Origin of the sequence: Collimonas silvisoli (assembly GCF_018305005.1) — a bacterium.
Classification (GTDB): domain Bacteria; phylum Pseudomonadota; class Gammaproteobacteria; order Burkholderiales; family Burkholderiaceae_D; genus Collimonas; species Collimonas silvisoli.
The window spans coordinates 18,000-39,540 of record NZ_JAGQEG010000050.1 but is presented as its reverse complement, the minus strand read 5'-3'; the positions used below and the strand labels follow the sequence as shown (position 1 = coordinate 39,540).

The window sequence follows — 21,541 nt, the reverse complement described above, 5'->3', positions numbered from 1 at the left end:
CTGCAGTTTTTTTGGTTCGACGCACTTCATCCACCCAAATATGGATTTTGATATGCGGAAAGGCTTGTGCAAACGCCTGGAAACAATTTTGCAGATAGGTAAAATCGCCGAGAGCAAGATGCGCGATGAACAAGACTTTATCTGCTTTTTTTAATATTTCGGCCGGAACGAGTTGTGCGGTCATGGGATTTGCTTATAGATGATATTTTCAGATGAGGTAGACGGCGATCTCGGGTACGGGGCCCAAGATCTCCCTCGCACTACATCTCTACATTCACCGCGTCCTTGGAAAACTGGAGGTGATATAAATTTGCGTATGCGCCCTGCTTGCACAGCAATTCATCGTGGCTGCCGATTTCAACAATGCTGCCATTCGAGAGCACGACGATGCGGCTGGCGCGCTCGATGGTTGACAGTCTGTGCGCGATCACGAAAGTGGTGCGGCCCTGCATCAGCTGGTCGAGCGCTGCCTGCACCGCCCGTTCCGACTCGGTATCGAGTGCCGAAGTCGCCTCGTCCAGAATCAGGATAGGCGCATCCTTGTAGATAGCGCGTGCCATTGCCAGCCGCTGTCGCTGCCCACCAGACAAACGCGAACCGTTATCGCCGATTTGCGTTTCATACCCCGCAGGCAAAGCGGCGATCATCTCGCTCAGATGAGCTGCCTTGGCAGCAGCTTCAATCCGCTTGCGATCCGGCGTGCTGTCGCCATAGGCGATATTGGCAGCGATCGTGTCGTTGAATAGCACGACATTCTGGCTGACCATGGCTATCTGGGCCCGCAAGCTATTCAAGGATATGTCCTCGATAGGCAAGTCATCCAGCAGAATACGGCCTTCGGTCACCGAATAAAATCCGGGAATCAAATTCACCAGAGTGGATTTCCCGCCGCCCGACATCCCCACAAAGGCAATGGTTTCACCGGGCTTGACGTCCAGGTTGATGCCTTTTAACGCAGGCTTGTCCTGCCCCGGATATGAAAAACCGACATCGGAAAATTCGATTTTCCCGCTTGCACGATGGTCCAGTTGTACGCCGCCGGTGCGCTCGACCGGGCTATCGATCAACTTAAACACTGCTTCTGCCGCAGCCATGCCGCGCTGCAGCGGGCCATTCACTTCTGCCAGCTGCTTGAGGGGTACTTGCAAGGCGATCATCGCCGCCAGAAATGACACGAAATCGCCTGCGGTAAGCTGTGCATGACTTGCTTGCACCAACCCCATCGTGATCATCGCCGACATCGCGCAAGCCATCATGATTTGGGTGACCGGCACGGTGGCGGCAAAGGTGCTGGTCATACGCATGCTGTAGTGGCGTATATGCTCGGCTGATTCTTCGAATCGCTTCCGCTCATAAGTCTCGCCGCCAAACACCTTGATGACCTGCTGGGCGCGCGTGGTTTCTTCAATTACCTGCGTCAATTGTGCGTTGACGTCGAGGGAATCCTTATTCAGTTTTTTCAGACGCTTGGCGGTAGTGCGCACCACCATGATCATCAGAGGCATCAGCACCAGGGCGACAATCGTCAATTTCCAGCTGATAAACAGCATGTAGCCCAACAAACCCGCTACTGTCAGCACGCAACGCACAATCGACGTAAACAACTTGCTGATCATTTCTATGATTTGCTGTACTTCAAACATGATCGAATTGATCACCCGCCCTACCGTATGGGTAGCGTGGAAATCAATCGACACATGCAAGATGCGATTGAACATTTGCTGCCGCAACGTCGTCAGCACCCGGGTAGAGACCCAGTTAGTCATGTAGCTTGTCAAAAAAGTCGAAGCGCCGCGGACGACGAATGCGCCAATCACGGCAAGCGGCACCAGCCACAGCGGAAACGTAGGTTTTTCCACAAAGCCGTTATCCAACAGGATTTTGAAAATGTAAGCTACCAGCGGTTCGGTTGCCGCAGTCACAACCATTCCAAGAAGACCTAGGATCAATCGCTTTTTGTATGGCCGATGCAATAATGCAAGGCGCTTGAAAATTGTTGTATAGGAAAATGCACTCATAAGTCAGTCTGGTTTAAGTTCTTTTTTACGCTTTACTATCAAGGAAAAATCTCCTTTAAGGAAGTAAAGCTAAGTGATACAGAGGCAGAGTCAATTGGCAAAGCGCGACTAAGCTGTACCTTAGTACTCCACGGCGACCGCTTCCTTCCCTATTTTTTCCACCAGAGCCAGCTGCAGGCCGTCACTGGGAGACACTCTCCATTCGTCGCCAAACAATATTTCGCAAGCTACCCCGTCGCCGGTGTAGCGCAGCGTCATCGGCAAACCGCTGTCCGACCGATGCGGCGACAGCATTTCCCTAAGCTGTGCGGCATCGATTTTCTGCGCCGGCGACGCTAGCGACAGCACAATTTGCCGCCCGTAGTGAATCCGCGCAGTGGCAATATCCATCACTTTTTCGGCCGACACCCGCAAGCCGCCGTTAAAGCGATCTTCCGAGACCTTGCCCTGCACCACCAGGAATTCGTCTTCCTTGAAAAACGCCTTGTTCGGTTCGAACTGCTCGTTGTAGACGGTGACGTCGACAGTAGCGCTGCCATCGTCCAGCGTGACAATCATCATTTTTCCTCGCTGCGTCATTTGCGCCCGCAAGCCGGAGATGATTCCCGCCAAGGTCCGCGGCTCGCGCGACGGCTCCAGGCTGCCCAGCGGAGTACGTGCAAAGCGGCGTGCTTCGGCAGCATAAGCATGGAATAAATGACCTGAGAGATAGAAACCCAGGGCGCTTTTTTCTTCTGTCAGCTTTTGCTTGTCAGTCCACGGCGCCGCCTGTACATACTCGATAGGCGCTTCAAGGTCGCTGTCGTCGCCGCCAAACAGGCTGACCTGGTTGGCAGACGCCAGTTTCTGGTCGGCGGCTTCCATGGCGCGCGCCACCGAAGCCAGCAGAATCCCGCGGTCAACCTTGAAACAGTCGAACGCACCGGCGCGTATCAGCGATTCGATGGTGCGGCGATTGATCTGACGTTTATCCACGCGCAGGCAGAAATCGAACAAATCGACGAAAGGTTTTTCCTGGCGCGCGGCGATGATGGCTTCAATCGCATTCTGCCCCGAGCCTTTTACCGCACCCAGTCCATAACGGATGGAAGTAGCTTTTTTACCCGGCTCGCCTTCAGGCGTAAAACGGTAATCCGATAGATTGATGTCGGGCGGCAGCAAGGTCAGCTTGCACACAACCAGCGAGTCTTCCACCAGAATCTTGATCTTTTCGGTGTCGTCCATCGCCAGCGACAAGTTGGCGGCCATGAACGCGGCAGGGTGATGTGCTTTCAGGTAGGCGGTGTGATAGGACAGCAGCGCGTAAGCGGCAGCGTGCGACTTGTTGAAACCGTAGCCCGCAAACTTTTCCATCAAGTCGAAAATCTCGTCGGCCTTGGCCTCGGACAAGCCATCCTTGGCGGCGCCGTCGCGGAAAATCTGGCGATGCTCGGCCATCTCTTCCGCCTTCTTTTTACCCATTGCCCGCCGCAGCAAATCCGCGCCGCCGAGCGAGTAGCCGCCGACCACCTGCGCCATCTGCATCACCTGCTCCTGATACACCATGATGCCGTAGGTTTCCGACAAGATGCCTTCAGTGCGCGGATCTGGATAATCGAAGCGCTCGCCGTGCTTGCGCTTACAGAAATCCGGGATCAGGTCCATCGGGCCCGGACGATACAAGGCCACCAGCGCGATAATGTCTTCAAAGCGGTCGGGCCGCGCATCTTTCAGCATGCCTTGCATGCCGCGGCTTTCCAGCTGGAACACGGCGACCGTTTTGGCGGCGGTCAGCAGTTCATACGATGCGCGGTCGTTGAGCGGCAATTTTTCCAGGCTGAAATCGGCCATCGCAGGATCGAGCTGCTTGATGTAGCGCACTGCGCGATCAAGAATCGTGAGCGTGGTCAAACCCAAGAAGTCGAACTTGACCAGGCCGACCGCTTCGACGTCGTCCTTATCATATTGCGAGACCACACCGGCATCGCCGCCCTGGGTATACAGCGGACAGAAATCGGTCAGCTTGCCAGGCGCGATCAAGACACCACCGGCATGCATGCCGATGTTGCGCGCTATGCCTTCGACTTGCTGCGCCAGGTTAAGCAGCTGCTTGACCTCTTCTTCGTTCTCCAGGCGTTCGGCCAGCATCGGCTCTTCCTGGATGGCGTCGGCAATCGTCACATGCTTGCCCGGCTTGAAGGGTATCAGCTTGGAGATGCCGTCGCAAAAATTGTAGCCAAAATCGAGCACCCGGCCAACGTCGCGGATAGCGCCCTTGGCCGCCATGGTGCCGAAGGTGGCAATCTGCGATACCGCATCCTTGCCGTACAAATCCTTGACGTGCTGGATAACGCGATCGCGGCCTTCCTGGCAAAAGTCGATATCGAAGTCAGGCATCGATACCCGCTCAGGATTCAAGAAACGTTCGAACAGCAAATTGTATTTGAGCGGATCCAGATCGGTGATCTGCAGCGAATACGCGACCAGCGAACCGGCGCCCGAACCCCGTCCCGGTCCAACCGGCACGCCGTTCTGCTTGGCCCAGCGGATAAATTCGGCAACGATCAGGAAGTAACCGGGGAAACCCATCTTGATGATGGTGTCGGTTTCGAATTTCAAGCGGTCCTGATAGCGCTGACGTTGCTGCTCACGCTTGACCTCGTCCGGGAACAGATGCACCAGGCGCAGTTCCAATCCATCTTGCGACTCCCGCACCAGGAAATCGCCGATCGTCATGCCGTCCGGCGTCGGGAAATCCGGCAGCTTGGGCTTGCCCAGTTGCAGCGTCAGGTTGCAACGCTTGGCAATTTCAATCGAATTTTGCAGCGCCGCCGGCATGTCGGCGAACAGCTCGGCCATCTCGGCCTGGGTCTTGAACGATTGCTGGTCATTGAAACGACGCACACGGCGCGCATTGGCCAGCATTTCACCTTCGGCGATACAGGTGCGCGCTTCGTGCGCAATGAATTCTTCTTTGTCCAGGAACTGGATCGGATGGGTCGCCACTACCGGCACGTCGAATTTGGCCGCCAGCGCCACCGCCTGCCGCACATGCGCTTCCATATTGGGCTGGTCGGCACGCTGAATCTCGACATAGAAATTGTCGGGGAAAATAGTCGCCCAGCGTTCGATGCAACGCTCCGCCAAACCCAGATTGCCGTTGTCGATAGCAATCCCGATGTCGCCGAAGTGGGCGCCGGACAAGGCAATCAAGCCGTTGCCGCCGTCCTGGCTATTCAGGTCGGCGAGCCATTCGGCGCGAATTTCAGCGCGGCCGCGATGCAGGTTTTCCAGCCAGGCGCGTGACAGCAGCTCGCATAATTGCAAATAGCCGCCGCGGTTCTTGACCAGCAGCAGCAAGCGCGACGGCTTGTCGCGATCGTCGTCGTTGGTAATCCAGACATCGCAACCGATAATCGGCTTGATGCCTTTGCCACGCGCGGCCTTATAAAATTTGACCATGCCAAACAAATTGGCCAGGTCGGAGATGCCAAGTGCGGCCTGCTGATCCTTGGCTGCGGCTTTCACTACATCGTCGATGCGTACCAAGCCGTCGACAATGGAATACTCGGAGTGGAGGCGGAGATGAATAAATTGCGGTGTCGTCATGGCCGGTATTTTACCCTGAGGCCCTGCCGACTACGGGCAAAATTGGGCAATCCTGCTGTCGGCGTTTATAATACTGAGAAATCAACGACTTACCGAGAAGCAAGCCATGCAGTCCAGCCATCCTTACGTCAATATCGCCGCCTATAAATTCGTCACTTTCATAGACACGGAACAGAAACGTCCTGAATTTCTTGCAATTTGTAAGCAATTACAACTAAAAGGCACGATCTTGCTTACTCCGGAAGGAATCAACCTGTTCCTGGCCGGCATGCGTGAGCAAATCGATCAGTTTCTGGCCTGGCTGCGCGCCGATGAACGGTTTGCCGATCTGGAAGTGAAAGAAAGTTATTCGGAAAAGCAGCCTTTCACCCGCATGCTGGTCAAGCTGAAAGCCGAAATCATCACGATGAAACACCCGTTGATCAAGCCGGAACTGGGCCGCGCCCCTGCGGTGCAAGCCCAGACCTTGAAGCGTTGGCTGGACCAAGGTTACGACGACAACGGCCGGCCGGTGGTGATGCTTGACACCCGCAATGCATTTGAAGTCGATGTCGGCACCTTTGCAAACACGATTGATTACCGCATCGAGAAGTTCAGCGAATTTCCGGCGGTAGTCGCCGCACACAAGGACGAACTGGCCGACAAGACGGTTGTCACTTTCTGCACCGGTGGCATCCGCTGCGAAAAAGCCGCGATTCACATGCAAAACATCGGCTACGACAGCGTCTATCAGCTGGAAGGCGGGATTCTGAAATATTTCGAAGAATGCGGCGGCGCCCACTATGACGGCGATTGTTTCGTGTTCGATTATCGCACCGCACTCAATCCGCAACTGCAGGAGACCGCTACCGTGCAATGCTACGCTTGCCGCGCAGTGGTGACGCCGCGCCAGCAATTGTCGCCGCAGTACGTGGCCGGCAAATCCTGCCCGCATTGCCTGCCGGAAGCAGCGGCGGCGCCAGCAGAAGCTTCGACTGCGTATTAAACGTAGTAAAAATGCAATAAAAAGCCCGCTTGAAATTTCAAGCGGGCTTTTTTTTCTGACTGGATAAGCTCAGTGGAGAGGCCAATTTCAATCCTCGCCCCTCCCCTTCGATTATTTCTTGAATTTCTGCGCCGTCTCTGCAACCCGTTTGCCAAACAATTTGGCTGTTTCGAGATCGCCTGCCGACGGGCTTTCTTCCGGCGACGAATCGGATGGGCTCTGCGCCAACGCGCCAGAGAAACCGCCAACGAAATTCACATCATTGCGTTGCGCCGCCTTGCTGTTCGATGGCATCAAACCGGTGCCAACCCAAACCATGCTGTGCTGCATTGCGAAAGTGATCAGGTAACTCATGGTCGAGCCCTTGTCGCCATTCATCGTGGCCGAATTGGTGAAACCCGCTGCAATCTTGTCTTTCCATTTTTGACCGAACCATTGCTTCGATGAGGTATCGGCAAATTTCTTGAACTGCCAGGAAGCCATCCCCATGTACGTTGGTGTGCCAAAAACAATGGCGTCGGCCGCCTCCAGCGAAGCCCAGGCAGCATCGCTGAGATTGCCTTCGGCATCAATCGCGATCAGTTCAGGAACCGCGCCTGGAGTCCGCAACACGCCAGCGTGTACTGCCTCGGCCTGTTTTTTGGTATGGCCGTAGCCGGAGTGATAAACGACAGCAACTTTAGTCATGACAATGTCCTTCAGACGTAAGAATTCGAAAAAAAAATAAATAACAACTACTAACAGGGGCAAATCAAACAACAATGGTTCGGCCAGTTTTCCGCTATTAATCTTCGGTTCCTATTCGCTAAGGATCAGCCAAGCCAGCGAACGAAAAACTAAAATGAGGGTCAAGCGAAGCATGGATTTCGATCTCGACTCCCCATGATTCGATCATGATATATCCGAAAATTTATTTCACTATAGAAATACGCTATATGAATCAGCTACATTAATCCACTACATTACTCGGCACTATAGACTGAAGGAATTGCGTAAGACAGACCTTAATTTTCGATATATCATTCAATTTATCTGAATGAAATTTTTGCAATATTCCCACTCGCCGAGCCCCGATGAATCTGACGCTGGAAGCTTTACAAGTTCTCGATACGATCGCCCGCAAAGGCAGTTTTGCCGCCGCCGCTGTCGAACTGGATCGCGTTCCGTCAGCACTCACCTACAGTGTGCGCAAGCTGGAAGAAGACTTGGACGTGCTGCTGTTCGACCGCCGCGGCCATCGCGCAAAACTGACCAGCGCCGGCCTGGAATTGCTGACCGAAGGCCGGCATCTATTACTGGCGGCGCAAGAGCTGGAACGACGCGTCAAGCGTGCAGCGACCGGCTGGGAAGTGGAACTGCGCATCGTCCTCGACAGCATCATCCCGTTCGACAGCCTGCTGCCGCTGATCGATGCCTTCGATCGTGAAAATGCCGGCACCCGCCTGCGCATTTCGCACGAGGCATTATCAGGAGTGTGGGAGGCCTTGTTATCGGACCGCGCTGATCTGGCAATTGGCGCGCCGCATAGCGGCCCCGATAGCATTAGCATGAGCAGCGCTTTTCAGATCCGCCAGCTGGGCGTGATTGACTGGGTCTTCGCTGTTGCTCCCGGCCATCCCTTGGCAAACGCGCCAGAACCGCTCACTGCCAACCTGATACAACAATATCGCGCGGTAGCGGTCGGCGACACCGGCCGCACCTTGCCCAGCATTACTTCAGGACTATTGAGCGGACAAGACATTCTGACCGTGCCGTCGATTCCCGCGAAGTTGCAAGCCCAGCTCAGCGGCCTCGGCTGCGGCCATTTGCCGCGCTGGCTGGCGGCCCCTTATATTGCCTCGGGCGCATTGATCGAAAAGCAAACCATCGAAGCCAAACCCAGCGACAAGACGCAAATCGCCTGGCGCACGCCAGTCGTGGGAAAATCTCTCAAATGGTTCATTGCGCAACTCAATGAGCCCGCGACGCAACGCGCGCTGCTTGGATCATCGGCGCCTGCGGTAATGCCACATCATCACGAATCGATCAACAATGTCTAATCAAGCAAGCTATATCGGCCGCTTCGCCCCCTCTCCCACCGGGCCTTTGCACGCCGGCTCACTGGTGGCGGCGATGGCCAGTTATCTGGATGCGAAAGCCAATCACGGCCGCTGGCTGCTGCGGATGGAAGATGTCGACGAAGCTCGCACCGCGGCCGGCGCGGCGGAGTCTATCCTGGCGGATCTGAGAGCACTTGGCATGCATTGGGATGGCGAAGTGGTGTTTCAAAGCCAGCGTACGGCATTGTATGAAGCCGCGTTCGATCGCCTCGGACGATTAGCTTATCCATGCGGTTGCACGCGGCGCGAAATTGTCGATTCCCGCATCTGCGTGGCCGCCGACGGCGCAGCGGTCTATCCCGGCACTTGCCGCACCGGCTTACCGGTCGGCAAGCCGGCCCGCGCCTACCGTCTGCGCGTGCCGGATCCCGGGCATGTCGATGAACTGATTATTTTCGACGATCGCTGGCTTGGCCGCGTGCAGCAGCATCTGGCGATAGAAGTGGGGGATTTCGTGCTGAAACGCGCGGATGGTTTCTGGGCCTACCAACTGGCGGTGGTGGTCGACGATGCCGATCAAGGCGTTACGCATGTGGTGCGAGGCGCCGATTTGCTGGATTCGACTGGGCGTCAGATTTATCTGCAGCGCCAGCTGAAACTGCCGACGCCTCGATACCTGCACGTACCTGTCATCACCAATGCGGATGGCGAAAAACTATCCAAACAGAATGGCGCTCAAGCGATCGATATCAAACAGCCACTGCTTGCGCTGAGCAAGGCTGCCTGGTTCCTGGGATTGGATATCGGCCAAGTCGATAGCGTAGCCACGTTCTGGCCACTGGCTACGACAGCATGGGCGAATCTCGACATGAGTCGCCACGGCTAGACACTACCGCTTTGGCAAGCCACCCAGCAAGGCCGCCAGCTTCACCTTTGGCGGTTTGATGGCGACGCCTGCCGGCGCCACGCTGGATGCTGTCACATCGGCCGCAAGCGTCGGTTCATAAGGTTTGAGGAACCAAGGATCGATTTTTTCCTTGCGCGTGGTTGGCGTCGAGGTATAGGCGCTACGCGTGTGCTGCGTGCTGCGGCCAGATGCAGCGCCACGGCCGTCGCTGCTTCGGTCGCCACGCGCATCGGCGCCGCGTCCGGAACGCTCGCGCTCAGCACTTGCCGGCTTGGCGACAAACCCGGTCAGCTCAGCCCGTACAAATTTATGCTTGATCATCTTTTCGATATCGACCAGCAAGCGTTCATCCTTGTCGGCATACAGGGAAATCGCATCGCCTGACGCGCCGGCGCGGCCGGTACGGCCAATCCGGTGCACATAGTCCTCGGCGTTGTAAGGCAAATCAAAATTGATCACGCATGGCAGTTCGGCGATATCCAGGCCGCGCGCAGCGACATCGGTCGCCACCAGCACTTCGATCTCGCCCTGCTTGAATGCTTCCAGCGCCGCCATGCGCTCATTCTGCGTTTTGTCGCCGTGAATCGCCGATGCCTTGACGCCTTCGCTTTCCAGATGACGAGACAGTTTCGAGGCGCCGATTTTCGTATTGGAAAAAACGATCACCTGCTTCAGATTGCGTTCGCGAATGATGTACGACACCGCCTCTGCCTTGGTTTGCTCATTGACGTGATACATGGTCTGCGTCACGTTATCCGCGGTTGCATTGCTGCGCGCCACCTCGATCGTCACCGGATTCTTGAGGAAAGTGGCCGCCAGCTTTTTGATCTCGCCCGAAAACGTGGCGGAAAACATCAGATTCTGCCGCTCTTTCGGCAACAGATTGATAATGCGCTGCAAATCAGGCAGGAAACCCATGTCCAGCATGCGATCGGCTTCGTCCATCACCAGAATTTGCGTCTGCGACAGGTTCAGCGTCTTTTGCTGCACATGGTCCAGCAGGCGGCCTGGAGTGGCAATCACGATTTCTATGCCTGAACGTAAAGCGGCAGTTTGCGGTGCGATATCGACACCGCCAAACACCACGGTCGAACGCAAGGCGGTATGGCGGCAATAGGCCCGGACATTCTCTGCCACCTGATCGGCCAGCTCGCGCGTAGGCGTCAGAATCAGAGCGCGTACCGGATGCCGTGCTGGCGAGGCGCTGGTGTTGGCATGCGCCAGCAGCAACTGAATGATAGGCAAGGAAAAACCGGCAGTTTTGCCGGTTCCTGTTTGTGCCGCACCCATTACGTCGCGTCCTTGCAATACCACCGGAATCGCTTCCGCCTGAATCGGGGTTGGATGGACATAACCCTGATCGCTCAACGCGCGCAGAATATCCGGGGACAGCCCGAAGTCGGCAAAACGGACGGAGGGTGTGGTTGGCACTGCTGGATCGGCTTGAATCTCGGACTGTATGTCGGACATGGTAGTTGGCGGCCTTCGGTGCAGGATGCACTCAAACAAAGGCACTATTTGCTTTCAATTGAATTCGTGAATTTCGTGTCAGCCCATCGATGACGACCAGTGCTTGCCGGGGCAAGCAACCGCGCCACCATTCGAGCCAAATGATTGTGGCAGCGCCATTACAAGCACCGCAAGCCGGGTTACTACCTTGACATCATTACCGACATGTTTTGTACCACAGTCGCGCATTATACGCCTAGCTGGGAATTTGCTTAGATTAGGCCTTAAGTTCATTCAGCGGCCAGCGTGGCCGTACATTGAAAGCATATGTGCGCTGCGCTGCCTGCGGATTGATCTGCAAGCGCATGGCGCCGGCAAAGGCGATCATTGCGCCGTTATCGGTGCAAAACTCCAGTTCCGGGTAATACACCCGGAACCGCCGCTTGTCGGCTGCAGCGTTGAGGGCGCTGCGCAATTGCTGGTTGGCGCCCACTCCGCCTGCGATCACCAGGCGCTTGAGACCGGTCTGTTTCAATGCCGCCAGGCATTTGGCCAGCAGCACTTCAACCAGCGCATCGACAAAGGCACGTGCGATATTGGCCTTGTCTTGATCGCAAATATTGGCCGTGTGGTTTTTGACGAGAGTCAATACCGCTGTTTTCAAGCCGGAAAAGCTGAAATCCAGATTTTTCGAATGCAACATCGGCCGTGGCAGCTGATACACCGATGGATCGCCAAATTCAGCCAGGCGTGAAATCGCCGGGCCGCCCGGATAGCCAAGGCCAAGCAGTTTTGCCGATTTGTCGAACGCTTCGCCGGCGGCGTCATCCAACGTTTCGCCCAGCAAACTGTATTGGCCAACGCCGTCGACCCGCATCAATTGCGTATGGCCGCCGGACACCAGCAAGGCGACGAACGGAAAGCTGGGCGGATCGCTAGCCAGCAGCGGCGATAACAAGTGCCCTTCCAGATGATGTACGCCGAGCATCGGCTTATCCAATGCCAGTCCGAGACCGCAAGCAATCGATGCGCCGACCAGCAGCGCACCGGCCAGGCCCGGCCCTTGGGTATAGGCGATGGCGTCGATGTCGTGCCGGGCGATGCCGCTGTCGGTCAATACTTGTTGCAGCAAAGGAATGGCGCGCCGGATATGGTCGCGCGAAGCCAGCTCCGGCACCACGCCGCCGTATTGCTCATGCATCGCCACTTGCGAATACAAGGCATGGGCCAGCAAGCCGCGCTCGGTGTCGTATAGCGCCAAGCCGGTTTCGTCACAGGAAGATTCAACGCCGAGAACAATCATGGGTAGGGCAATATTTATACAATGCGGCATTGTAAAGGAAAGCGCGGCCGGTACTCGCAGCAAGCGACGATTAATCCTTGCCGAGCTGCTGCATGGCCTGCCGCATGAACGCCAGCTGCTGCGAAAACCTGGTGCAAGCCGTGCAGGTCCACAGATGTATGCGCACCCGGACCCGGGTTAACGGCGACAGATTGCTGTCCTGTGCCTGGGACAGGAGCAATTGCGTATCGCGGCAGTGTGGAATCAAGCGTTTATAGGACATAGAAATAAATTAACTGACTAGACGAGCACTTCGGTATCTATGATTAGTCGTGTTACAGAGGCAATACTTACAATGTAGCGAGGTGTCTTGCCCTTACATTGTGCATGATGGCCGGAAGTTCAAGCCTGCGTGCCAAACCAGTTTAATTGCAGACATTCGCGCAGCCGTGCGCGCGCCCGATACAGCAATACCCAGGCGTTCGCGGCGGTAATATCCAGCTCCTTGCAAATCGCCTCGGTATCCAGTTCCAGCCATTCCCGCATCATGAAAATGCGCCCGGTTTTGGCCGGCAAATTATCGATGCATATTTGCAAAATATCGAAAAACTCCTTGCGCTCCAGCGTCTGGTCCGGATTGCCCCAGCTGGGCGCCGCTTCCACCGCGTGCCCAGCGGACGTAAATAATGCATCGATCATGTCGGCGTCGCTGCGATCTGCCTCGTCATCGCCGATATTCAGCTGCCCTTCGAGCTGCACTTCGCGCTTGCCGCGCCGCAGCTGGTCCAGCAGCTTGTGCTTCAGTATGCCAATGACATAGGTTTTAAACGAAGACTGCTGCTGGAAGCGGTCCGGATGTTCCAGGACCGCGAGTATGGTTTCCGAGACAGCATCTTCAGCCAGGGCGTCATTGCGCAACTGCAGCGCGGCAAAACGCACTAGCTGCGGCCGCAATGTTTCAAGCTGGCGGGGATCAAATGCCATATAAGCCCGGGTAAGAGAAAACTAGAACAAGCTGGTTGAGTGGCGACGATTTTACCCGATGGCCATGGGCCGAGGCTGGTAAAGTAAAATCCTGGCGAATACGTCCCGTTCCATTCATTACTTGTCAACCTTGATCGTTATCTACACATGAAAAATATTCCGCCGGCGGAACCATTCGCAGCTGCTCGCTTCATCAAGGAGATCGGGCGCGGAAAAGACGGCGCGCGTAGCCTGTCACGCAGCGATGCCCATGATTTATACGCGGCCATGCTGGACGGCCGCGTCTCGGATCTGGAGCTGGGCGGCATCCTGCTGGCGATGCGGATCAAAGGTGAATCGGTAGAGGAAATCGCCGGCTTCCTGGAGGCAGCGGAAGCGTCGTTTACGCAGATACCGCTGCTCGACACTGCCGATACAGGCAGCAGCACGTATGCGCCGGTCGTCATCCCCAGCTATAACGGTGCACGCCATATGGCCAACCTGACCCCTTTGCTGGCCATGTTGCTGGCGCGTGAGGGTGTGCCGGTATTGTTGCACGGAGTTTTGACAGATCCCGGCCGTGTCACCAGCGCCGAAATTTTTCAAGCATTGGGCCAACCGATCTGCACCAGCATCGAACAGGCACAACGATGTTTTGCACAACACTTACCGGCTTTCATGCCAATCGATGCGCTGGCGCCGAAAATGGCCAGATTGCTTGCTATGCGGCGGATTCTCGGGGTGCGCAACTCAACCCATACCCTGGTCAAAATCATGCAGCCGTTTGTGGCCCCAGCCTTGCGCCTGAGCTCATACACGCATCCGGAATACTTGACCATGCTGACGGCTTATTTCACGACTACCGCCGCGGCTAAGCGCGGGGATGTGTTTCTGATGCGCGGCACCGAAGGCGAAACGGTGGCCAATGCCAGGAAGGCGCAAAAAATCGACTGGCTGCATGCCGGCACACAAACTACGCTGGTAGAGAAACAAAGCATCGCCGACGACATGCCCGCCCTGCCGGGCCAGCGCGACGCCGTCAGTACCGCTAACTGGATACAGCAGGCATTGGTGCAAAAGGAATTGATCCCAAAACCGATTTCCGAGCAGGTTGAGCAATGCCTGAAAGTTTGCCGGGCGCTCCACCTGCAATACAATGCGGCCGATATCGCCAAACAGCAGTAATTTCCCGATGGAACTAATTTTTGCAGTGGGGAACAAACCAGACTGATCTAGCAAAAAACAGGAAACATGTACTATGTGGCAGCCGCCCCCCAATATTGCCTATAGGAATAGGCAACTAACTTGAGAACAAAGAGCTTAAGCAGCCCCGATAGCGCAACGCAATTACAATCAATGCAAGGAGAGTGTGCTTAAAACCATGTAGTCGTGATTTCAGCAATACCCCATTTATATGCTCATACGGCATCTTGTCCAGCGTAGCGTCTTTTGCTGCAAAACCAACTTTCTGGAGGATCCATGGATTGGACTCTTCCGCCCTTTGCACTAGCACAGCCCATTCAATGGAATGCGCTGTTACTGTTCGGCAGCTTGCTGCTGTTCGGGCTAGTGGGCGGCCATATAGTAACGAAAAGCCCCTGGTTTCCACGCATCACCGGCTACTTGATAGTCGGCTTCTTGCTAGGCGTGGGCGGATTGGACTTATTGTCGGGCGACGTGCTCAAACTGGCGAATATTTTTGCCGACATCGCGATGGCGCTGGTTGTATATCAACTGGGCCGCTATGTCGATATCGGCTGGCTGCGACGGGAAAAATGGTTGCTGGCGACGGTGGTCCTGAGCGCGGTATTGTGCTTCGCGTTTGTCAGCGGTGCACTGATGTGGTTCGGCACTTCTCGTGTGCTCGCATTGCTGGGCGGCGTACTGGCTATCGCCACCGCGCCGGCAGTGGTGATGGTGGTACTGCGCGACGTCAAGGCAGAGGGCCAGGTGACGCGCCGCTTGGCCGCCATGACGGCGTTGAATAATTTTGTTGCCATGTTGGCGGCGTATGCCTTGCTGCCGGTCGTCGCGCATGAAAGCGCCACTTCCTTCGGCACGCTGTTGGCGCATACATTCTATTCGCTGTGCGGCTCGCTGGTATTGGCGTATCTGACTTATCGCTTGATGATCCCGCTGGCGCGCTTGCTGGGCCGTCAGCCGAGCCGCCAGTTTGTGCTGGTGATCGCCGTCATCACCCTGGCGATCGGCGCCGCTCACGCGTTGCAGCTGCCGATATTGCTTACCATGCTGATCTTCGCGATCATGTCGAAGAACCTCGATCATCAGTATGATCTGATGGAACTCGAGTTCGGTGTCGCCAACGAATTGTTCATCGTGATGCTGTTTATCACCATAGGCGCTTCGATCCGCTTGTCCGACCTGTCGATGGTGGGCGCATCGGTTGCGGTACTCATCGCGGCACGCTTTCTCGCCATGGCTTGCGGCGTCTTTTCATTTGCGCATTTTGCCAAGATGAAATGGAAACAGGCGGCGCTGATCACCTTGGGAACCTTGCCGATGACCGAGGCTGGATTGGGATTGATGCAAACCACCGCCTTTCTCTACCCCAACACCACCGCCGATGTCTTGCCATTGCTGGCCGGCTGCCTGATTGTGCTGGAATTGCTGGGGCCGATAGCAACCCAGTTTGCCCTGATCAAATCGGGTGAAAGCGGACGCGAATGAAGGATGCGGATCAAGAAGGATGCAAAGGTGAATCTATGACTGAGAATACGCAAGCCGGCAAGATCCAGACCGATGCAGCAAAAACGGATATCTTGCCTTTCACCAGTTCGACCCCGTTTACGATGGGAATTGAGCTGGAATTGCAACTGGTGAATCGCCGCAACTACAACCTGGCCAGCGATGCGGTTGACCTGCTCACCTGGATCGAGCCGCGCGACTTGCAAAAACAGATCAAGCTGGAAATGACACAAGGCATGATCGAGTTGAATTCCGACGTGCACACCCGGGTCGACCATCTGATCGAGGAATTAAAAAGTTTGCGCGCGGCGCTGAACCGGGGCGCGCACTATCTGAATATCGATGTCTCCGGCGGCGGCGCACATCCCTTCCAGCATTGGAACGAACAGCGGATTACGCCCAGCGAACGCTTCCATCATCTGCATGAAAAATACGGTTATCTGGCAAAGACATTCACGGTCTTCGGCCAGCATATCCATATCGGCGTGCCAAACGGCGACGACGCGCTATATCTGACGCATGCGTTTTCGCGTTTCGTACCGCACTTCATTGCGCTCTCGGCCGCCTCGCCGTTTTATCAAGGTGCGGACACCAAATTCGAATCCTCGCGCAGCAACGTGGTGCGCGCATTTCCTCTGTCAGGAACCGCACCCACGCTGACCCGATGGGCCGATTTCGAATCGTATTACGATGAGTTGCTGCGCATGGGGATCGTTGCCAGCATGAAGGATTTTTACTGGGACATCCGCCCCAAACCGGAATACGGTACAGTTGAAATCCGTGTCTGCGACACCCCCCTGACGATCGAACACGCAGCGCATCTGGGATGCTACGCGCAATTGCTGGCGCGCTGGATTTTGACGGAAAGACCATTTGTCATCACCAACGACTTTTATTTGCTATACCAGTACAATCGCTTCGAAGCCAGCCGTTACGGCCTGAACGGCTCTATGGCGTTACATGGCAACACCCCGGCCGACTCGTTCAAATTACCGATCTACCAACATCTGCTCGACCATCTGCAGGACTTACAGCGGTATACTCAAAACGAAGCCGAGCAATTGACAATAAAGCGCTTGCGCCATATGGCGGACGAGCGTCTCAGCGATGCCGGCTGGCTCAGGCAGACATTCACCCAGCGCGGTTCGCTCAACGACATGATGCGGCTATCTTCGGAACTATGGATGGGACAGGATCCGCCACCGTATTTCCAATAGCACTACAGTATTTAAATATCTATTTAACAAAGATCGATGCAAAAACAATTTGATGTCGCCGTCATCGGCGCCGGGGCTGCGGGCATGATGTGCGCCGCAGTAGCCGGTCAACGTGGGAAAAAGGTTGTTTTGATTGATCACGCCACCAAGCTGGCGGAAAAAATCCGCATCTCGGGCGGCGGCCGCTGCAACTTCACCAATATCAACGCCGGCCCGCAGAATTTCCTGTCGCAGAACCCGCATTTCTGCAAAAGCGCCCTGTCGCGCTACACCCCGCAGGATTTCCTCAGCCTGATGAAACGCTATCGGATCGGTTATCACGAAAAGCACAAGGGGCAATTGTTTTGCGACGACTCCTCGGAACAAGTCATCGCCATGCTAAAAGCCGAGTGCGATCTGGGCAATGTCAGCTGGCGCATGCCTTGCAGCGTTGCCAATGTAGGCAAGAGCGGCGATCTGTTTCGGATAGACAGCAGCGCCGGAGAAATCCTTGCCAGCAATGTCGTCATCGCCACCGGCGGTTTGTCCATCCCGAAAATCGGCGCCACCGACTTTGCTTATCGCATCGCCCGTCAATTTGATCTGCGCATGATAGAGCCGCAGCCAGGCTTGGTGCCCCTGACTTTCGATAGCACGGCGTGGCAGCCATTTTTGCCGCTGGCCGGGATTGCCTTGCCGGTCGAAGTGGAAACCGGCGACAAAAAAAATCGTGGCGAATTCAAGGAAGACCTGCTGTTCACCCATCGCGGATTGTCCGGACCTGCGATCCTGCAGATTTCCAGCTTCTGGAAAAGCGGTTCTCCTCTGCTCTTAAATCTCTTACCCGAAATTGATGTCGCCCAGACACTGATCGACGGCAAAACATCAATCAAGAAAAACCTGGGAAACGTATTCGCCCAATGGCTTCCAGCGCGTCTGGCGCACGGCATCATTGAGGCAAACAAGCTTGACGCAATGGCCCGCCTGGCAGACACTCCCGACCGCTTGCTGAAAGACCTTGGCGCCGCCGTCAATCGCTGGGCGATCCGGCCCAACGGCTCCGAGGGTTATCGCAAAGCAGAAGTTACCCTGGGCGGGATCGATACCAGGGAACTTTCACAACAGAGCATGATGTCCAATCGCGTGGCCGGCTTGTATTTTGTCGGCGAGGCGGTCGACGTTACAGGTTGGCTCGGCGGCTATAATTTTCAATGGGCCTGGGCGTCGGCGACGGCAACTGGGCTTGCCATTTGACAACAAATTAAACGGCAATCGTCTATCCTGCGACTCAAACAGGAATGTTGCAAATAAACGGCAATATTTACACCGCCTGGGATAACACTTCCATTTATCCGTTTTCCCAGCTATAATCTCGCTCTTCCCTACACAAACTTGGTTTGAATTTACATGACCACAATTCGTCTTAAAGAAAACGAGCCCTTCGAAGTTGCGATGCGTCGCTTCAAGCGCACTATTGAAAAAACAGGTCTGCTGACTGAGTTGCGTGCACGTGAATTTTACGAAAAGCCAACTGCCGAGCGTAAGCGCAAGCTGGCAGCTGCTGTGAAACGTCATTACAAACGCATTCGCAGCCAGCAATTGCCGAAAAAACTGTACTAATATTTGCACTAATTCTTCATCGCACTTAGTGCGGCTGACTGAATTGCGTTACAAACCCGCTCCGGTGTTGCTCCGCAGCGGGTTTTGCCGTTTCAACATCATCAAGGGCGGCCTCTTGCGGCCACCACCATAATCCAGCATTTTTGTTTTTCCGATTCCAGATGAAAAACACCACCGAATGGAGAACTGCATGGGCTTGAAAGAACAGATCACCGAAGACATGAAGGCCGCGATGCGCGCCAAAGAGACTGCGAAACTGAGCGCCATCCGGCTGATCACCGCAGCCATCAAACAAAAAGAAGTGGATGAACGCATTGAGTTGGGCGACGCCCATGTGCTTGCCATCATCGAAAAGATGATCAAGCAACGCAAAGACTCCATCAGCCAGTTTGAAGCCGGCGGCCGCCAGGATCTGGCCGACATTGAAAAAGCCGAGCTAGTCATTCTCTCCGCCTACATGCCGGCAGGCCTGACGGATGCAGAAATCCAGTCCGAAGTAGCCGCGGCGGTTGCTGCCAGCGGTGCAAGCGGTCCGCAAGACATGGGCAAGGTCATGGCCATATTGAAACCCAAGCTTGCCGGCCGCGCCGACATGACCGCGGTTTCTGCGCTGGTGAAAGCCGCACTGACCAAAGCTTGATTACTTGATTGCCTGATAAAACACCACCCGCCGTCGAGTCTAAGTGATCCCGCAATCCTTTATTCAGGACCTGCTCAACCGTGTCGATATTGTCGATGTGGTGGGCAAGTACGTGCAGTTGAAAAAAGGCGGCGCGAACCTGATGGGCTTGTGCCCCTTCCACAACGAAAAATCCCCTAGCTTCACAGTCAGCCCGACCAAACAGTTTTATCACTGCTTTGGTTGTGGCGCCCATGGCACGGCGATCGGTTTTTTGATCGAATATTCAGGCCTCGGCTTTGTTGAAGCAGTGAAAGATCTGGCGCAAGGCGTCGGCATGACGGTGCCGGATAACGACGACAAGATTCCGCCGGCACAACGAGCCGAATATCAGGCAAAGAGCCTGGCCCTGTCGGACGCCATGAGCGCCGCTTGCGATTTTTACCGGCAACATTTGCGCAGCGCATCGAATGCGGTCGACTATTTGAAACGGCGCGGCTTGACTGGCGAGGTTGCCGCCAGGTTCGGACTGGGCTACTCGCCCGACAACTGGGATAGCCTACGCCAGGTCTTCCCTGATTATGAAGCCACCGCCCTGGTCGAATCCGGCCTGGTGATCGACCGCACGGACGAAGAAGGCAATAATCGCAAGCGCTACGATCGTTTTCGCGATCGCATCATGTTTCCAATTCGCAATACAAAGGGCCAGGTTATCGGCTTTGGCGGGCGCGTACTCGATGGCGGCGAACCGAAGTACTTGAATTCTCCGGAAACACCCCTATTTCAAAAGGGCAGCGAGCTATATGGCTTGTTCGAAGCGCGGCAGGCAATCCGGGATGCTGGATATGTGCTGGTAACCGAAGGTTATATGGATGTGGTGGCGTTGGCACAGCTGGGATTCCCGCAGGCGGTAGCCACATTGGGAACCGCTTGCACGCCAACCCATGTGCATAAATTGCTGCGCCAGACCGATCATGTTGTCTTCAGCTTCGACGGCGACCGCGCTGGCCGCAAGGCCGCACGGCGCGCATTGGATGCCTGCCTGCCGCATGCGACCGACAACAAAGTCATCAAATTCCTGTTTCTCCCGCAGGAACATGATCCGGACAGCTTTGTACGAGAACTGGGAGCAGAGGCATTTGAGCGGCAGATTCATGACGCCATGCCGCTATCGCAATTTTTACTGAACGAGGTCACGAGCGAAGCCGATTTGAGCACATCCGAAGGACGTGCGCGGGCGCAATACGACGCCAAGCCCTTATTGCAGTTGATGCCGCCATCGTCATTACGGCTGCAAATCGTGCGCGGCCTGGCACAGTTGACGCAATCGACGCCTAACGAAATCGAATCCTTGTTTGAACTGGCCAACCCGATTGCCAGCGCGCGCCGCGCGCCGCCGCGCAGCAATCGGCAGGCGCCAGTCGGGTTGGAACGGCAAATCATCCGTTTGCTGGTGGCCCATCCGGCTTTCGCCTCGGAACTGGATGACGCTGCGCTGGATGCCGTCGCGCACTTTGCACCTGATCGCGCCGAAATGCTGGCACGCCTGATCGGCGCCAGCCAGGCGATGGGCGAACAAGCCAACTTTGCAACATTGGCCGAGCATTTGCGTGAAGGCGGCGAGGATTTTGAATCATTGATAGCGGAAATTGCAGCAGAATCCGAATCCGAAACCGAAGCGGCGCGATTAGAACTGGCGGGCGCAATTCGCCAGACTAAAATGAAGATATTGAAAGACGAACTTGATCAATTGGCGGCGACCGGACTTGGCAATGAAGAAGCGCGCAATCGCTATCGGGAACTGATGCAAAAACAGGAACAACTGCGGCGCGAAGCAGAAGCAGAAACGAATTTACGCTGAAAAACTGCTTAAAATACAGGCAAGCCGGCGCAAGAGATGTGAATCGGGCGGCACAACAGGGCCGTCCGCATTGGAGGAAAGCCCCTCCATATGCTATAATTAAAGGCTTTAGATTCAACACCTTAGGCTTGGCCAAATTGGGCGTTGAATTGATAGTAGCACCAGATTGATTTAGACGGATAGGAACGAAGTGAGGATAGTAGTAAGAACAGGCGCTCAGGTAATTCTGTCAGCGATTTAGGCTTATCAAAATTCAAACGGACAGAGTACAGGCAGCTGCAGCGCGCAAATCAGTGTAACCAATTGGT

Annotated in this window: 17 protein-coding genes and 1 pseudogene; 10 read left to right on the top strand and 8 right to left on the bottom strand. The window is 55.4% G+C overall.

Annotated features, from left to right (window positions below; translation table 11 throughout):
• From KHU33_RS14810 to dnaE, 3 genes and pseudogenes are all read right to left on the bottom strand, one after another.
• Positions 1-184 (bottom strand): annotated as a pseudogene (locus tag KHU33_RS14810) (glycosyltransferase family 9 protein); the annotation flags it as partial.
• 76 nt (positions 185-260) lie between these two features.
• A complete protein-coding gene (gene msbA, locus KHU33_RS14805; RefSeq protein ID WP_211464196.1) occupies positions 261-2,018 on the bottom strand; it encodes a lipid A export permease/ATP-binding protein MsbA in 1,758 nt (585 codons plus the stop codon).
• A 120-nt stretch (positions 2,019-2,138) separates the two neighbouring features.
• The gene (dnaE, locus tag KHU33_RS14800) at positions 2,139-5,606 is read right to left on the bottom strand and encodes a DNA polymerase III subunit alpha (protein ID WP_211464194.1); all 3,468 of its coding nucleotides are present in this window, start codon (positions 5,604-5,606) and stop codon (positions 2,139-2,141) included.
• A gap of 106 nt (positions 5,607-5,712) precedes the next feature.
• Between dnaE and KHU33_RS14795 the strand changes: the two genes are divergently transcribed.
• On the top strand, positions 5,713-6,591 hold the full coding sequence (locus KHU33_RS14795; protein WP_211464193.1) for a sulfurtransferase: 879 nt from the start codon (positions 5,713-5,715) through the stop codon (positions 6,589-6,591).
• A gap of 111 nt (positions 6,592-6,702) precedes the next feature.
• Here KHU33_RS14795 and KHU33_RS14790 read toward each other — a convergent pair whose 3' ends face one another.
• The gene (locus tag KHU33_RS14790) at positions 6,703-7,278 is read right to left on the bottom strand and encodes a flavodoxin family protein (RefSeq protein WP_211464191.1); all 576 of its coding nucleotides are present in this window, start codon (positions 7,276-7,278) and stop codon (positions 6,703-6,705) included.
• A gap of 386 nt (positions 7,279-7,664) precedes the next feature.
• Here KHU33_RS14790 and KHU33_RS14785 point away from each other — a divergent pair, with 386 nt between their 5' ends.
• Positions 7,665-8,630, top strand: coding sequence for a LysR family transcriptional regulator (locus tag KHU33_RS14785; protein WP_211464189.1), 966 nt, complete (start codon positions 7,665-7,667; stop codon positions 8,628-8,630).
• Positions 8,623-9,516 (top strand): tRNA glutamyl-Q(34) synthetase GluQRS, encoded by an 894-nt coding sequence (gene gluQRS, locus KHU33_RS14780; RefSeq protein WP_211464188.1) that lies wholly within the window; start codon positions 8,623-8,625, stop codon positions 9,514-9,516. The genes KHU33_RS14785 and gluQRS overlap by 8 nt, the downstream gene beginning before the upstream one ends.
• Before the next feature lie 3 nt (positions 9,517-9,519).
• Here gluQRS and KHU33_RS14775 read toward each other — a convergent pair whose 3' ends face one another.
• The 4 genes from KHU33_RS14775 to KHU33_RS14760 all read right to left on the bottom strand — a co-directional run bounded on the left by KHU33_RS14775 (position 9,520) and on the right by KHU33_RS14760 (position 13,252).
• Positions 9,520-11,007, bottom strand: coding sequence for a DEAD/DEAH box helicase (locus KHU33_RS14775; RefSeq protein WP_211464187.1), 1,488 nt, complete (start codon positions 11,005-11,007; stop codon positions 9,520-9,522).
• Positions 11,008-11,263: 256 nt separating this feature from the next.
• Complete coding sequence (gene tsaD / locus KHU33_RS14770) at positions 11,264-12,289, bottom strand: tRNA (adenosine(37)-N6)-threonylcarbamoyltransferase complex transferase subunit TsaD (protein ID WP_211464186.1); 1,026 nt, start codon at positions 12,287-12,289, stop codon at positions 11,264-11,266.
• 70 nt (positions 12,290-12,359) lie between these two features.
• Positions 12,360-12,551: a zf-HC2 domain-containing protein gene (locus tag KHU33_RS14765; RefSeq protein WP_211464185.1), complete on the bottom strand. Its 192-nt coding sequence runs from the start codon at positions 12,549-12,551 to the stop codon at positions 12,360-12,362.
• A gap of 119 nt (positions 12,552-12,670) precedes the next feature.
• On the bottom strand, positions 12,671-13,252 hold the full coding sequence (locus KHU33_RS14760) for a sigma-70 family RNA polymerase sigma factor (RefSeq protein WP_211464184.1): 582 nt from the start codon (positions 13,250-13,252) through the stop codon (positions 12,671-12,673).
• A gap of 147 nt (positions 13,253-13,399) precedes the next feature.
• Between KHU33_RS14760 and ybiB the strand changes: the two genes are divergently transcribed.
• The 7 genes from ybiB to dnaG all read left to right on the top strand — a co-directional run bounded on the left by ybiB (position 13,400) and on the right by dnaG (position 21,233).
• Positions 13,400-14,416, top strand: a complete 1,017-nt coding sequence (gene ybiB, locus KHU33_RS14755) for a DNA-binding protein YbiB (RefSeq protein ID WP_211464183.1) — start codon at positions 13,400-13,402, stop codon at positions 14,414-14,416.
• A 294-nt stretch (positions 14,417-14,710) separates the two neighbouring features.
• Complete coding sequence (locus KHU33_RS14750) at positions 14,711-15,919, top strand: cation:proton antiporter (RefSeq protein ID WP_211464181.1); 1,209 nt, start codon at positions 14,711-14,713, stop codon at positions 15,917-15,919.
• 35 nt (positions 15,920-15,954) lie between these two features.
• Positions 15,955-17,154, top strand: coding sequence for a YbdK family carboxylate-amine ligase (locus KHU33_RS14745; RefSeq protein WP_211464168.1), 1,200 nt, complete (start codon positions 15,955-15,957; stop codon positions 17,152-17,154).
• A gap of 36 nt (positions 17,155-17,190) precedes the next feature.
• Positions 17,191-18,387: a BaiN/RdsA family NAD(P)/FAD-dependent oxidoreductase gene (locus KHU33_RS14740; protein WP_211464166.1), complete on the top strand. Its 1,197-nt coding sequence runs from the start codon at positions 17,191-17,193 to the stop codon at positions 18,385-18,387.
• Between the two features lie 153 nt (positions 18,388-18,540).
• Positions 18,541-18,753: a 30S ribosomal protein S21 gene (gene rpsU / locus KHU33_RS14735; RefSeq protein WP_005665410.1), complete on the top strand. Its 213-nt coding sequence runs from the start codon at positions 18,541-18,543 to the stop codon at positions 18,751-18,753.
• A gap of 190 nt (positions 18,754-18,943) precedes the next feature.
• Positions 18,944-19,393 (top strand): GatB/YqeY domain-containing protein, encoded by a 450-nt coding sequence (locus KHU33_RS14730; RefSeq protein ID WP_211464164.1) that lies wholly within the window; start codon positions 18,944-18,946, stop codon positions 19,391-19,393.
• A gap of 43 nt (positions 19,394-19,436) precedes the next feature.
• Complete coding sequence (gene dnaG, locus KHU33_RS14725) at positions 19,437-21,233, top strand: DNA primase (protein WP_211464162.1); 1,797 nt, start codon at positions 19,437-19,439, stop codon at positions 21,231-21,233.
• The last annotated feature ends 308 nt before the right edge of the window (positions 21,234-21,541 follow it).

Coding starts and splice junctions, on each gene's coding strand:
- KHU33_RS14765 (WP_211464185.1), bottom strand. CDS start 12,551: ATGTCCTATAAACGCTTGATTCCACACTGCCGCGATACGCAATTGCTC.
- KHU33_RS14785 (WP_211464189.1), top strand. CDS start 7,665: ATGAATCTGACGCTGGAAGCTTTACAAGTTCTCGATACGATCGCCCGC.
- gluQRS (WP_211464188.1), top strand. CDS start 8,623: ATGTCTAATCAAGCAAGCTATATCGGCCGCTTCGCCCCCTCTCCCACC.
- KHU33_RS14760 (WP_211464184.1), bottom strand. CDS start 13,252: ATGGCATTTGATCCCCGCCAGCTTGAAACATTGCGGCCGCAGCTAGTG.
- KHU33_RS14745 (WP_211464168.1), top strand. CDS start 15,955: ATGACTGAGAATACGCAAGCCGGCAAGATCCAGACCGATGCAGCAAAA.
- ybiB (WP_211464183.1), top strand. CDS start 13,400: ATGAAAAATATTCCGCCGGCGGAACCATTCGCAGCTGCTCGCTTCATC.
- KHU33_RS14795 (WP_211464193.1), top strand. CDS start 5,713: ATGCAGTCCAGCCATCCTTACGTCAATATCGCCGCCTATAAATTCGTC.
- KHU33_RS14775 (WP_211464187.1), bottom strand. CDS start 11,007: ATGTCCGACATACAGTCCGAGATTCAAGCCGATCCAGCAGTGCCAACC.
- KHU33_RS14730 (WP_211464164.1), top strand. CDS start 18,944: ATGGGCTTGAAAGAACAGATCACCGAAGACATGAAGGCCGCGATGCGC.
- rpsU (WP_005665410.1), top strand. CDS start 18,541: ATGACCACAATTCGTCTTAAAGAAAACGAGCCCTTCGAAGTTGCGATG.
- tsaD (WP_211464186.1), bottom strand. CDS start 12,289: ATGATTGTTCTCGGCGTTGAATCTTCCTGTGACGAAACCGGCTTGGCG.
- dnaE (WP_211464194.1), bottom strand. CDS start 5,606: ATGACGACACCGCAATTTATTCATCTCCGCCTCCACTCCGAGTATTCC.
- msbA (WP_211464196.1), bottom strand. CDS start 2,018: ATGAGTGCATTTTCCTATACAACAATTTTCAAGCGCCTTGCATTATTG.
- KHU33_RS14740 (WP_211464166.1), top strand. CDS start 17,191: ATGCAAAAACAATTTGATGTCGCCGTCATCGGCGCCGGGGCTGCGGGC.
- KHU33_RS14790 (WP_211464191.1), bottom strand. CDS start 7,278: ATGACTAAAGTTGCTGTCGTTTATCACTCCGGCTACGGCCATACCAAA.
- KHU33_RS14750 (WP_211464181.1), top strand. CDS start 14,711: ATGGATTGGACTCTTCCGCCCTTTGCACTAGCACAGCCCATTCAATGG.